Origin of the sequence: Streptomyces sp. B5E4, from assembly GCF_039871555.1 — a bacterium.
Taxonomy (GTDB): domain Bacteria; phylum Actinomycetota; class Actinomycetes; order Streptomycetales; family Streptomycetaceae; genus Streptomyces.
Map to the genome: position 1 here is coordinate 63,397 of NZ_JBDPMI010000009.1, position 12,978 is coordinate 76,374.

At 72.2% G+C, this 12,978-nt stretch carries 12 protein-coding genes; 6 read left to right on the forward strand and 6 right to left on the reverse strand.

Annotated features, from left to right (window positions below):
* Positions 1-33: 33 nt before the first annotated feature.
* Positions 34-1,734: a methylmalonyl-CoA mutase family protein gene (locus ABGA99_RS14560; protein WP_347578281.1), complete on the reverse strand. Its 1,701-nt coding sequence runs from the start codon at positions 1,732-1,734 to the stop codon at positions 34-36.
* 152 nt (positions 1,735-1,886) lie between these two features.
* Here ABGA99_RS14560 and ABGA99_RS14565 point away from each other — a divergent pair, with 152 nt between their 5' ends.
* Complete coding sequence (locus ABGA99_RS14565; protein WP_347578282.1) at positions 1,887-2,222, forward strand: DUF3817 domain-containing protein; 336 nt, start codon at positions 1,887-1,889, stop codon at positions 2,220-2,222.
* Between the two features lie 33 nt (positions 2,223-2,255).
* Here ABGA99_RS14565 and ABGA99_RS14570 read toward each other — a convergent pair whose 3' ends face one another.
* Entirely contained in the window at positions 2,256-2,762 is a 507-nt protein-coding gene (locus ABGA99_RS14570; protein ID WP_347578283.1) for a MarR family transcriptional regulator, read from the reverse strand.
* Between the two features lie 21 nt (positions 2,763-2,783).
* A complete protein-coding gene (locus ABGA99_RS14575; RefSeq protein ID WP_347578284.1) occupies positions 2,784-4,136 on the reverse strand; it encodes an MFS transporter in 1,353 nt (450 codons plus the stop codon).
* Positions 4,137-4,217: 81 nt separating this feature from the next.
* Between ABGA99_RS14575 and ABGA99_RS14580 the strand changes: the two genes are divergently transcribed.
* Both ABGA99_RS14580 and ABGA99_RS14585 read left to right on the forward strand, forming a co-directional pair.
* Complete coding sequence (locus tag ABGA99_RS14580; protein ID WP_347578285.1) at positions 4,218-5,210, forward strand: DUF5937 family protein; 993 nt, start codon at positions 4,218-4,220, stop codon at positions 5,208-5,210.
* A 121-nt stretch (positions 5,211-5,331) separates the two neighbouring features.
* Entirely contained in the window at positions 5,332-6,342 is a 1,011-nt protein-coding gene (locus ABGA99_RS14585) for a glycoside hydrolase family 6 protein (RefSeq protein ID WP_347578286.1), read from the forward strand.
* Between the two features lie 99 nt (positions 6,343-6,441).
* Here the strand turns inward: ABGA99_RS14585 and ABGA99_RS14590 are convergent, their stop codons facing one another.
* From ABGA99_RS14590 to ABGA99_RS14600, 3 genes are all read right to left on the reverse strand, one after another.
* The gene (locus ABGA99_RS14590; RefSeq protein ID WP_347578287.1) at positions 6,442-8,373 is read right to left on the reverse strand and encodes a galactose oxidase-like domain-containing protein; all 1,932 of its coding nucleotides are present in this window, start codon (positions 8,371-8,373) and stop codon (positions 6,442-6,444) included.
* A gap of 3 nt (positions 8,374-8,376) precedes the next feature.
* On the reverse strand, positions 8,377-10,308 hold the full coding sequence (locus ABGA99_RS14595) for a cellulose synthase catalytic subunit (RefSeq protein ID WP_347582783.1): 1,932 nt from the start codon (positions 10,306-10,308) through the stop codon (positions 8,377-8,379).
* A gap of 132 nt (positions 10,309-10,440) precedes the next feature.
* On the reverse strand, positions 10,441-10,785 hold the full coding sequence (locus ABGA99_RS14600) for a DUF3817 domain-containing protein (protein ID WP_347582824.1): 345 nt from the start codon (positions 10,783-10,785) through the stop codon (positions 10,441-10,443).
* A gap of 129 nt (positions 10,786-10,914) precedes the next feature.
* Here ABGA99_RS14600 and ABGA99_RS14605 point away from each other — a divergent pair, with 129 nt between their 5' ends.
* The 3 genes from ABGA99_RS14605 to ABGA99_RS14615 are packed head-to-tail and all read left to right on the forward strand — an operon-like array spanning position 10,915 to position 12,917.
* The gene (locus ABGA99_RS14605) at positions 10,915-11,553 is read left to right on the forward strand and encodes an AIM24 family protein (protein ID WP_078898453.1); all 639 of its coding nucleotides are present in this window, start codon (positions 10,915-10,917) and stop codon (positions 11,551-11,553) included.
* Positions 11,554-12,204: an AIM24 family protein gene (locus ABGA99_RS14610; RefSeq protein WP_347578289.1), complete on the forward strand. Its 651-nt coding sequence runs from the start codon at positions 11,554-11,556 to the stop codon at positions 12,202-12,204.
* Positions 12,205-12,227: 23 nt separating this feature from the next.
* On the forward strand, positions 12,228-12,917 hold the full coding sequence (locus ABGA99_RS14615) for an AIM24 family protein (RefSeq protein WP_347578437.1): 690 nt from the start codon (positions 12,228-12,230) through the stop codon (positions 12,915-12,917).
* The last annotated feature ends 61 nt before the right edge of the window (positions 12,918-12,978 follow it).

Here is a 12,978-nt window from a genome sequence, read left to right on the forward strand (position 1 = left end):
GCGCGCGTACGGACCGGCCCGCGCGCGTACGGGTCAGAAGGCCGCCGGCTCGGTGTAGACGCCCCACTCGTCGCGCAGCACGTCGCAGATCTCGCCGAGCGTGGCCTCGGCCCGTACCGCCGCGAGCATCGGCTCGATCATGTTGCCGCCGTCCCGGGCCGCCGTGAGCATGTCCGCCAGCGCGGCGCGCACCCGCGCGTCGTCGCGGGCGCCCTTGCGGGCGGCCAGCGTGCGCACCTGCTCGCGCTCCACCTCGTGACTGACCCGCAGGATCTCCAGCTCGCCGGTGACGGAGCCGGTGTGGCAGTTGACGCCGACGATCTTCTTGTCGCCCTTCTCCAGCGCCCGCTGGTAGCTGAAGGCGGACTCGGCGATCTCGCCGGTGAACCAGCCGTCCTCGATGCCGCGCAGGATCCCGGACGTGATCGGCCCGATGGGGTGCTGCCCGTCGGGGTGGGCGCGCCGGCCGCGCTCACGGATCTGGTCGAAGATCTTCTCCGCGTCGGCCTCGATCCGGTCGGTGAGCTGCTCGACGTACCAGGAGCCGCCGAGCGGGTCGGCGACGTTCGCGACGCCGGTCTCCTCCATCAGCACCTGCTGGGTGCGCAGCGCGATCTCCGCGGCCCGCTCGCTGGGCAGCGCCAGGGTCTCGTCCAGGGCGTTGGTGTGCAGCGAGTTGGTGCCGCCGAGGACGGCGGCCAGCGCCTCGACGGCGGTGCGCACCACGTTGTTGTACGGCTGCTGGGCGGTCAGCGAGACGCCCGCGGTCTGGGTGTGGAAGCGCAGCCACTGCGCCTTCTCGCTGCGCGCCCCGTACACGTCGCGCAGCCAGCGGGCCCAGATGCGGCGCGCGGCGCGGAACTTGGCGATCTCCTCGAAGAAATCGACGTGGGCGTCGAAGAAGAAGGACAGGCCCGGGGCGAAGTCGTCGACGTCGAGCCCGCGGGACAGGCCCAGCTCCACGTAGCCGAAGCCGTCGGCCAGGGTGTAGGCCAGCTCCTGCGCGGCCGTCGAGCCGGCCTCGCGGATGTGGTAGCCGGAGACGGACAGCGGCTTGTACGCGGGGATGCGCGCGGCGCAGTACTCCATCAGGTCGCCGATGAGGCGCAGGTGCGGCTCGGGCTGGAAGAGCCACTCCTTCTGCGCGATGTACTCCTTGAAGATGTCGGTCTGCAGCGTGCCGTTGAGCACGCCGGGGTCGACGCCCTGGCGCTCGGCGGCGACCAGGTACATGCAGAACACGGGGACCGCGGGGCCGCTGATCGTCATCGAGGTGGTGATGTCGCCCAGCGGGATGTCGCGGAACAGCACCTCCATGTCGGCGGCGGAGTCGATGGCCACGCCGCAGTGCCCGACCTCGCCCAGCGCGTGCGGGTCGTCGGAGTCGCGCCCCATGAGGGTGGGCATGTCGAACGCGACGGACAGCCCGCCGCCGCCCGCGCCGAGGATGAGCTTGTAGCGCTCGTTGGTCTGCTCGGCGTTGCCGAAGCCGGCGAACTGGCGGATGGTCCACGTCCGGCCGCGGTAGCCGGTGGCGTACAGCCCGCGGGTGTACGGGAACTCGCCGGGCCAGCCGATGCGCTCGAAGCCCTCGTAGACGTCCCCGGGGCGCGGGCCGTAGGCCGGCTCGACGTCGTCGCCGGAGAGCGTGGTGAAGTCCGCCTCGCGCTTGCGGGCCGCGTCGTAACGCGCCTGCCAGCGGCGCCGGCCTTCTTCCATGGCCGCAGCATCCATGCCCGTACCGCCTCTCTCTGCGCGCGGATCGCGCGGCGCATTTAATAGGACGTCCTACTAAGTGTCGCATGCCCCGGGCCCGACCGCGCCCTACGCGGCCGGGAAGTGGGGGTGGTCACTACGTGTTCCGCGCGGGGTTTAGGCTCGATGCCATGAAGAAGAGCGTCCTCACCCGCTACCGCACGATGGCGTACGTGACCGGCGTGCTCCTCGTCCTGCTGACCCTGGGCATGATCGGCAAGTACGCCCTGGACCTCTCGGGCGCCGACGGCTTCACAAAGGTCGTGAGCATCGCCCACGGCTGGCTGTACATCCTCTACCTGGTGTTCGCCTTCGACCTCGGCTCCAAGGCGAAGCTCCCGGTCGGCAGGCTGATCTGGGTGCTGCTCGCGGGGACGGTGCCGACGGCGGCGTTCTTCGTCGAGCGGAAGCTCACCCGGGAGGTCGAGCCGCTGGTCGTCCGCGAGGGCGAGCCCGCGGCGGCGTAGGCGTAGCGGGTGCCGGCGCGCGGTCCGCGCGGGCTACTGCTCGAAGTCTCCCGCGGCTATCCGCAGCGGGCGCAGCATGGCGAAGATCTCCGTGCACTGCTCCTCGTCGTACGCGCTGAGCCCGAAGTCCATCGCCATCAGGTCCCGCGTCGCCTGCTCGACGACCTCGCGGCCCTGGTCCGTGATCGACGCGAGGGTGCCGCGGCCGTCGTTGGGGTTGGGGCGCTTGGCCACGTAGCCGGACCTGACCAGCCGGTCGACGGTGTTGGTCACCGACGTCGGGTGCACCATCAGCCGCTCGCCGATCTTCGACATCGCCAGCTCGCCGGCCTTGGAGAAGGTGAGCAGCACCAGGGCCTCGTACCGCGCGAAGGTCAGCCCGTACGGCTTGACCACGGCGTCGACCTGCGCCAGCAGGATCTGGTGGGCGCGCATCACGGAGGTGATGGCCCCCATGGCGGGTACGGCTCCCCAGCGCTGGCGCCAGAGTTCATCGGCGCGCGCGATGGGGTCGAACGACAGGCTCAGCGGCTTCGGCACGTCGCCGACCCTACCGCCCGGTCATGTCGTGGTCAGCCCGGTCCTATCTTTCGGTCGGGTCCTGCGCACTTCCAGACACACGAGCAGCGAGCACACCGTGCCCGTGACTCCGACCGCGGCGACGGCCAGGTGCACGGGCACGAACTCCGCGACCGCGCCCGCGCCCGCCATGCCCACCCCCTGCAGCGTCATCAGCCCGGCGGTCTGCAGCGTCATCGCCCGGCCGCGCCTCTCCTCGGGCACGGCGGCGACGAACCACTGGTCGAGGCCGAGCGAGTACGAGATGCCGAAGCCGGTGAGCACCAGCAGCGGCAGCGCCCAGCCGAACGACGGGTGCGTCACGAAGCCGATCGCGGGGACCGTGCACAGCACCGCCACCGGGAAGACGATCCGTTCCCGGCCGCGCGGGCCGAGCAGCGAGCCGGCCAGGATCTCGCTGGTGACCGCGCCGATCGGCATGCCGGTCATGAGCAGGCCGAGGCCGAGGGCCCCGATGCCGAGGTCGTCGGCGTACGCGGCGGCCAGCGCCTCGGGGGCGACGACGAAGGTCGGCGGGATCCAGGTGAGCAGCAGCAGCGCGCGGATGCGGCGGTCGCGCAGGAAGGTGCCGGCGGCGGCGAGCGAGTCGGCGACGGTGCTCGCGCGGCCGGGCGACCCCGCGGCGTTGCCGGCCGCGGTACGGGCCGGGCGGGCGCGGGTGCCGAAGCGCAGCACCAGCGCCGAGCCGAGCATCCCCACCGCCGTCAGCGTCAGCGTCGCGCGCGGGGAGAACGCCGCCAGCAGCCCACCGAGGGCGAACCCGACGAGTTGCGCCGCCTGCGCGGTGAGCCGGATGACCGAGCGGCCGAGGACGAACCGGTCGCCGGTGCCGAGGATGTCGGCGAGCGTGGCGATCCGGGTGCCGGTGAAGACCGGCGAGATGATGCCGGCGACGCAGCGCAGCGCCAGCAGCACGGCGACGGGCATCCCCGGCAGCACCATCAGCGCGAAGCAGACGGCAGCCAGCAGATCGCAGGTCACCAGCACCCGGCGGGCCGGAAGACGGTCGGCGATCGAGGACAGCAGGGTCCCCCCGACCAGGTACGGCAGCAGGCCGACGCCGAGGGTGAGCGCGCTCAGCAGCGGGGACCCGGTCCTGTCGTAGACGAGGACGGTCAGCGCGATGGCGGCGACGACCTCGCCGGTGATCGACAGGACATGGGCGGCGAAGACGAAGCGGAACTCGCGGACGCGGAAGACGTCGGCGTAGCGGGCGCGCGGGTCGGCCGGGGCGCCGGCGGGCACGTCGGCGCGTACGCCGGTGCCGTCCTGGCCGGACGGCAGGGCCGCGGGCACGGGCGCGGCCGTGCCGTCCGGGGCTGTGGTGTCGCTCATCACCGGAGCCTCGCCCCCCACCGGCAGGGGGCCGTAGTCTTTCGGCGGCAGCCGAATCAGTCAGCCGCAAAGGGGGCCGCCGTGCCGATGTACATGCGCTTCGGCCCGGACGATCTGCTGCGCTGCCGCTTCGCGGTCTCCCCGGTCTTCGAGACCCACGAGGCGATACGGACGCTGCGCCGCACCGAGCGCCACGGCTACCACCGGCCGTGGCTGCGCCGCCTCGGCGACGCCGCCGCCGGGCTCGACCTCGAACCGCTGTGGATCTTCATGCCGCTGGCCGGCCCCAGCTACACCCCGGACTTCCTCGGCGGCCCGCCGCAGGAGACCTACACCTCGGTGGCCGACGGGCTCGCCCGGCTGCGCGCCACCGACCCGGCGCTCGCGCACGCGGAGATGACCCTGTCGTTCGGCACCATCCCCGGCGCCGCCGAGTCCCCGCTCGGCCGCAGGCTGCTCGACGACCCGGCCGCCGCGATCCGCCTGATGGCCGACCTCACCGAGCACGCCTGGCACGTGCTGGTCGAGCCGTTCTGGCCGCGGCTGCGCGACCTGCTGGAGGCGGACATCGACTTCCGCGCCCGGCAACTGGCCTCCGCCGGGCTGGGCGAGCTGTTCGCGCTGCTGCACCACCGGCTGTCGTACGCGGACGGCCTGCTCACCGTGAACACCAAGTCCCGCGACCGCTACGAGCGCGACCTCGCCGGCGACGGCCTGCTGCTGATGCCCAGCGCCTTCGTCTGGCCGGACGTGGTGACCGGCTTCCAGCCGCCCTGGCAGCCCACCGTCATCTATCCCGCCCGCGGCGTCGGCACCCTGTGGGCGGACACCGGCCCCGAGGCGGCGCAGGCGCTGGCGCGGCTGCTGGGCGCCGGCCGGGCCGCGGTCCTCGCCGCGCTCGACGAACCGGCCTCCACCTCCGCGCTGGCCCGCCGCCTCGGGCTGGCCCCGTCCTCGGTCTCCGCGCACCTGACCGTGCTGAAGGCGGCGGGCCTGCTGACGTCCCACCGCGAGCGCCACCGGGTGCTGTACGAGCGCACGCCGCTCGGCGGCGCGCTGGCCGCGGGCGGCTGACGCCCATCCGGACGCCTCCGGCCCGCGGCACCGGCCGCGCGGGCGCGGCGTTCCGTGGGGAAAGATCCGCTCATGTCACGATCGACGGGTTCTGTTCGATCACCTCCCGCGGGAGAAGTGCATGTCGGCGCGGATCCGTACGCTCATCAGCATCCTGGTCCTCGGGGTCCTGCTCGGCTGCACGTCCGGGGACGGTGACGGGGACGAGGCCGGGCCGCGGCAGGGCGAGCGGGCGCGGGCGGCCACGGCCGCCAGGACCCCGTTCTGGGTGGACCCGAGCTCTCCGGCCGCCCGCCAGGTGCGCGTGTGGAAGCAGCAGGGGCGGGCCGAGGACGCCGCGCTGCTGGAGCGGATCGCGAGCAAGCCGGTGGCCGAGTGGCCCACCGGCGACCACGACCCGGGCGACGACGTGCGCACGGCCGTCGGCGGCGCCGCGGCCGACGGCCGCACCGCCGTGCTCGTGGCGTACAACATCCCGCACCGGGACTGCGGCCAGCACTCCGCGGGCGGCGCCGCCGACGTCACCGCGTACCAGAAGTGGATCGGCGCCTTCGCCGACAACATCGGCGACGCGAAGGCGCTGGTGATCCTCGAACCCGACGCCGTCCCGCACGTCGTGGACGGCTGCACCCCGCCGGAACTGCACGAGGAGCGCTACCGGCTGATCTCCGGGGCCATCGCCCGGCTCAAGCAGCACCCGGGCGTCAAGGTCTACCTCGACGCCGGCAACTCCTCCTGGATCACCGACCCCGGCCGGCTGGCCGGGGCGCTGCGGCAGGCCGGCATCGGCGCGGCCGACGGTTTCGCCCTCAACGTCTCCAACTTCCAGCGCACCGGCGAACAGCTCGCCTACGGCCGCCGGCTCTCGGAGCTGCTGGACGGCGCCCACTTCGTCGTCGACACCAGCCGCAACGGCAACGGCCCGCTCTCCGGCGCCCCGGACGACGTGTGGTGCAACCCGCCGGGGCGGGCGCTCGGCGAGCCGCCGACGACGCGGACCGGCGACGAGCGGGCCGACGCCTTCCTGTGGGTCAAGCGCCCCGGGGAGTCGGACGGGCCGTGCCGCGGGGGCCCCAAGGCCGGTACGTGGTGGCCGGACTACGCCCTGGGCCTGGCCCGCCGAGCGGGCTGAACGCCCCGTCCCGTACGGGCGGCAGGCGCGCCGCGCCCACCGGTACGCGGGGTGGTACGCCGGCGGGGCCGAGGGGCAGCGGCCCCGCCGACGGGCTTGTCAGGGCACGTGTACCCACTTCGCCTCGGACGGCACGCCCTTGCCGTCGGCGACGAAGAGCATGTACCAGCCGGGCGGCACCAGACTCGGGTCCGCCGGCACCGTCACCGTCACCTTTCCGGCGCTCTTCCGCACGTCCAGCTGGATCGAGCGCTGCTCGACGTCCGTGACGTGGGTGACCGAGCCCGGCCGGATCAGCCGCGCCTTCTCCACCCGCTCGGCTCCCTCGACCTCGTACGTCGCCTCCTGCCCGCGCCCCGGCCGCCCGGGACCCGCGCCGATCGACAGCCGCTCGCCGTCCTCCGCCTTGTACAGATACGGCGGCGTGAAGATCTCGATGCGCTTCTCGAAGGTGCCGGGCCGGGTGTCGGCCTTGTCGCCGAAGAGGGAGTCGGAGCCGAAGGTGGCCACCCGGCCGTCGGGCAGCAGCACGGCCTCGGAGTGGTAGTTGCGGCCCACCTTCGGATCGGCGGCGCGGGTGAAGGAGTTGGTGCCCGGGTCGTAGAACTGGGCCCTGTGGATGTCGCTGTCGCCGCGGCCGCGGTAGTCGGCGGAGCCGCCGCTGGTGAAGACCGTGTCGTCCGGCATGATCACGCTGTTGAGGTACCGGGTGCCCTGCGGCAGCGCGGGGCCGTCCTCGTACGCGGGCCGGTCCTCGGTCAGGTCGATGATCGAGGTGCGCGGCGTCGACTTCGCCGACTCCCCCACCCCGCCGCCGCCGAGCACCATGACCTTCTGGTCCTGCGCGGGCGGCAGCAGCAGCGAACCGGCGGTCTCCAGTTGGTCGGGGTCGGTCATGCCGGGCACGGTGCGGAAGGAGTTGTCCTCCAGGTCCCAGATCCCGGGCCTGCGGCCGCGGTCGGCGGGGCCGTAGCCGGCGTTGGCGCCGGAGTAGAAGAGCTTGCCGCCCTCGGTGAGGAAGAGCGCGGGGTACGTGGGGAAGTAGCGGTTCGGGGCCTTGGACCACTTCTTGGTCTTCGGGTCGTAGATCTCGTTGTCGCCGTAGAGGATCTCGCCCGACTCGTCGAGGCCGGAGACCGAGAGGACCTTGCCGTCGGGCAGCGTCACGAGCGTGGGGTACCAGCGGGCCTTGTCCATCGGGTCGACGCGCACGTAGCGCTCCTGGACCGGGTCGAACTCGAAGGTGTCCTTGATCCCCTGGAAGTCCTGCTTGTCCAGGGTGAGCTTCTGCGCGAGGCCGTAGACGTTGTCCGCCTTCTCGCCCGTCAGGCCCTCGACGAGGTACTGCGCCTGGCGGTCCTGGATGTAGCCGCGGCCCTCCTCCTCGGCCTCGACGAAGACGTTGGCCTCGGCGGCGGTGACGACCGGCTTGCCGCGCTTGGCGGTCTTCTTCTCCGCGGCCGGGACGGTGACCGCGGCGGTGCTGCGGTAGACGAGTCCGGAGGGGGCGATGAAGCCGGTGCCCTTCTTCAGCCTGACGGACGTGTCCGGGTTCTCGTTCTTCACCAGCATCCGGCCGCCGGCGCGCTCGACGTCGCCGTCGAGCAGTTCGTAGCGGGCGGTGCCGCCGGCGACCAGCAGCCGGCCGTCGGCGAGTTGGGTGTGGCCGGCGCAGAACAGGTCGGCGGGGGTGCGTATCTCCTCGAAGCTGTTCTCCTCCGGGTCCCACAGGACGGTGCGGAAGGTGCCGGCGTCGAACTGCTTCTGGTCGTTGCCCGAGCCGGCGATGAGCAGCACCTTGCCGGTGTGCAGCAGCGTGGCGTGGATGGCGTTGAGGTGGTACGAGTCCGGGGTGTCCTGCACCTGCCAGGAGCCGAACTCCCGCTGGTATCCGGGCCTGGATATCCGGTACTCGTGGTACTGCTCCTCGGCGAAGCCGATGGCCGCGGGGGCGTTGAGCCCTGCCAGCAGCAGGACCACGCCCGTGCCTATCGCCGCCTTCTTGAACCGTTTGCCGGGCCGGTACGCCATGGATCAGCTCCCGCTCGTCGTCGCAGTGGTGGTCGCCGTGGACGCCGTGCTCGCCGTGGACGCCGTGGCGGCAGTGGCGGCGGGGGCGGCAGTGGCGGCGGGGGCCGGCGCCGCCGGCGCCGCGGGCCGGCCGGCGTGCGCGTCCTCGGCCGCCCTGGCCGGCTTCCAGAGCCTCGTGCGCAGCCCTCTGGCCCGGCCGCGTACGGCAGCGGCCGCGGCCACGTCCGCCCGGCGCCGGACGTCCTCGCGCCGGTTCGCGCTCCGCACCCGCCACGCGGACCAGACCCAGATCGCCGTCGGCGCGAGCGCGATGCCCACCCCGAGCACCGTCCACGTGCGCATCGCGACGTGGGTGTGCCCCAGGGCCAGCGACGCCAGGAACGAGAGCGCGAGGAGCCCCGCCCAGAAGAGATGGATGCGGAACGTCGCCAGCCGGTCGGGGCTCGCGTCGCCGCCCTTGGGCGTCACCACGAACCGGCACGGCCGGCGCAGCACCGCCGCCTTGAAGGACGTGAAGTAGATCGGCGCCGACATCGCCGACATCAGCATCCCGGCGAGGCCGCCGGAGCCCTCGGGCTCGTGCGGCGAGACGTTGTGCCGCCGGTTCCACAGGTACAGGCCGATCTGCAGGGCCGCCGCGTCGCTGTAGAGCATCAGCCAGATCGACGCCGGAACCTGGGTGCCGGAGGCGCCGAGCCAGAGGAAGAGGACGCAGCTCAGCGCGCCGAGGAGCCAGTTGACCGCGGTCATCGGGTAGTAGACGAGCATGAGCGAGTAGTTGAGGAGGCGCCGGAGGGGGAAGCGCCCCTTGCCGCGCCCGTACTGGCCGATGAGCGTCTCGTACGTGCCGCGCGACCAGCGCAGTTGCTGGGTGAAGAAGTCGGTCCAGGAGGTCGGCCCCTCGCCGACGGCCAGCACGTCCGGGGTGTAGACCGACGACCAGTGCCGGCCGGTGGCCGGGTTGCGGGTGCGGTGCAGCTCGAAGCCGGTGGCCATGTCCTCGGTGATCGAGTCGTAGAGGCCGCCGATCTGCCGGAGCGCGGAGATGCGTACCGCGTTGTTGGTGCCGACGAACATCGGCGAGCCGGAGGCGTTGCCGGCGCGCTGGATCAGCGCGTGGAAGAGGTACTGCTGGCTCTCCGCGAGCTTGGTGACGGCGGTGTCGTAGTTGCCGTAGACCTGCGGGCCGACGACGAAGGCGACGTCGGGGTCGCGGAAGTAGCCGAGCATCCGCTCCAGATAGTTCGGCAGCGGCACGTGGTCGGTGTCGACCGAGGCGAAGAAGTCGTAGCCGTCGCCGTACGCGGCCAGCCAGGCGTTGTAGTTGCCGTGTTTGGTCCTGGCGCGGTGCGGGCCCTCCTCGGCGTTCCACTGCGGCACGCCCTTGCGGCTGAAGTGCCGTACGCCCAGCTCCGCGCAGAGCGTCCGGGCCTCGGGGTCGTCGCCCTCGTCGAGCAGCCAGACGTCCAGCGTTCCCTCGTGCCGCAGCGCCACCGCTCCGGTGAGCGTGGCACGCACCATGGCGAGGGGTTCCTTGCCGGGCACGTACGTGGTGAGGAACGCGACGCGGGTGCCGGGCTCGGCGGTGACCGGGACCGGGTCCCGGGCGACCATCGTGGCGTGCGCGATCGAGATGACGTTGACCAGCCGGAACGACTCGATCAGCCCGATCGATATGAGCATCACCGCGTCCGCGGTGAGCAGCCAGGGCGGGGCGCCGGTGCGCTCGGTCCAGTGCGAGGGCCAGACCAGGTAGAGCAGCAGGGCTCCGGACAGCAGCGGCGCCAGCGCCATGAGCAGGACCGCCCGGACGCGGTGCGGCTCACGGGAGAGCAGGCGCGTGTAGCGCACCCGGTAGGGCTCGGACGGACCGGGCTCCGTCAGCGGCCCCGCGAGGCGGCTGAACTTCTCGTAGTCATAGCCTTCCGGCCGCACGGTCCCTCCGCGGATACGACAACGCCGACATATCCCACCAAAAGCGGAAATGGATTGTGTGTCGAACCGGAGAGGGCCGTGCGGGGGGTTCCGTCCCGCGAACGGGTCGGACGGAGCGTCAGCGGGCGGCGGTCAGGTGCCGACGACACCCTGGCGGCGGGCGCGGTCGGCGATGATCCCGGCCTCCACCTCGCGGCGCAGCATGCGCTCGGCGACGAAGGCGCCGCCGGGCAGCACGGCGAGGACGAAGTACAGCGCCGCGCGCTTGACCGGCCAGCGGGTGCGGTTCCAGGCGTCGGCGAGGAAGAGCACGTACCCGATGAAGAGCAGCCCGTGGATCATGCCCATCACCGGGACCGCGTCGAAGTCCGTCGTCCGCTTGAGCACGGAGCACAGGAGCAGCAGCAGGAAGGAGACCGCCTCGGGGGCCGAGATCAGCCGGAGGCGGCGGAGGGCGGATGCGGTGTCGATGTCCACAGGGTCCATGGGAACAGCCTTCGAATTGTCCGGAATCCGGGGGATCTCCCCGGGCAAACTGGACCCCATTGTGTCAGCCGCCCATACCCGGCCTTCCGGGAGGGGTGGCCGAGCCGCTAGCGTCGCCCCGTGGCTCAGTTTCGACTGCAAGGCAGCAAGGTGCTGGCCGTGGACATGGCCGGCGACGCGGTGAAAGCGAAGAACGGCTCGATGGTCGCCTACGACGGCCAGATGGCGTTCAAGAAGCTCACGGGGGGCGGCGAGGGGATACGGGGGATGGTGACGCGCCGGCTGACCGGCGAGTCCATGGAGCTGATGGAGGTGAAGGGGCAGGGCACCTGCTACTTCGCCGACCGGGCCAGTGTGATCAATCTTGTCGGCCTGCAGGCCGACAAGCTGTACGTGGAATCGAGCAACCTGCTGGCGACCGACGGCGGGCTGAAGACGGGGACCAGCTTCACCGGGATGCGCGGCGCGAGCACCGGCACCGGCCTTTTCACCACCACGGTGGAGGGCACGGGGCAGGCGGCGATCATGTCGGACGGCCCCGCGGTGGTGCTGCGCGTCACACCGGGCACGCCGCTGGTCGTCGACCCCGGCGCGTACGTCGCGCACACCGGGCACGTGCAGCAGCACTTCCAGTCCGGCGCGACCTTCCGCACCCTCATAGGCGAGGGGGGCGGCGAGGGGTTCCAGATCCGCTTCGAGGGCGACGGGCTGGTCTACGTGCAGCCCAGCGAGCGCAACACGGTGGGGGGTGCGGTCTAGATGCCGTTCCGCATGCTCAATTCGAAGATCGCCGAGGCACAGGTGCTGCCCGGCCAGACGATGTACAGCCAGCGCGGGGCGATGCTCGCGTACACCGGGCAGGTCAGCTTCACGCCCAACATCCAGGGCGGCCAGGGCGGGGTGACGTCGATGATCGGCCGCCGGGTGGCGAACGAGGCGACGCCGCTGATGACCGTCGAGGGCTCGGGCACGGTGATGTTCGGGCACGGCGGCCACGAGGTGCACGTGATCGAGATGGCCGGCGACACCCTGTACGTGGAGGCCGACCGGCTGCTTGCCTTCGACGGCTCGCTCCAGCAGGGCACGATGTTCATGGGCTCGCAGGGCGGCGTCATGGGCATGGTCCGCGGCCAGGTCACCGGCCAGGGCCTGTTCACCACCACCCTCGCCGGCCACGGCGCGGTGGCGGTGATGGCCCACGGCGGCGTGCTGGAGCTGCCGATCACCCCCCAGCGGCCGGTGCACGTCGACCCGCAGGCGTACGTCGCGCACCGCGGCCAGGTGCAGAACAAGCTCTCCACCGCGCTCGGCTGGCGCGACATGGTGGGGCGCGGCTCCGGCGAGGCCTTCCAACTGGAGCTGTCGGGCAACGGCACGGTCTACGTGCAGGCATCGGAGGAGAAGCTTTGACCGCCGGACCCGTCGTTCACGACATGAACACGCTGCCGCGCAACGACAACGTCCACCCGTACGCCTTCAGCGTCGCGCTCAACGGGCAGTGGTTCCTGCAGAAGGGGAAGATGATCGCCTACTACGGGCAGATCTCCTTCGAGGGCGTCGGCTACGGGGGGTTCGACGGGCTGGTCGCCGGGAGCTTCCACTCGCCGCTGCACGCCGCGGACTGGGTGGTGGCGCGGGGCAGCGGCGTGATGGTGCTCGCGGACCGGGCGTTCGACGTCAACTCCTTCGACCTGGACGACGGCAACCTCACGATCCGCTCCGGGAACCTGCTGGCGTTCGAGCCGGGTCTGGAGCTGAAGCAGTCGATCGTGCCGGGCTTCCTGACGCTGATCGGCACGGGCAAGTTCGTCGCGGTCTCCAACGGCGCCGTCGTCTTCGTCGAGCCGCCGATCCGGGTGGACCCGCAGGCGCTGGTGGGCTGGGCCGACTGCCCGTCGCCGTGCCACCACTACGACCACGGCTACATGCAGGGCCTCCTCGGCGGCATCCGCGCGATGACCGGCATCGGCGGCGCGTCCGGCGAGGAGCACCAGTTCCAGTTCACCGGGGCCGGGCAGGTGCTGCTGCAGTCGACGGAGACGATGCAGGCGGGCCTGGCCACCGGCGCCGTGCCGCATCAGCAGGGCGTGCCGGGCGGCAGTCCCGCGGGCTACCCCAGGTAGCGGGCGCCCGGCGGCGTACGGGCCGGTCCCCCGGTTCGTACGCCCTGGGCCCCGGCCCGCG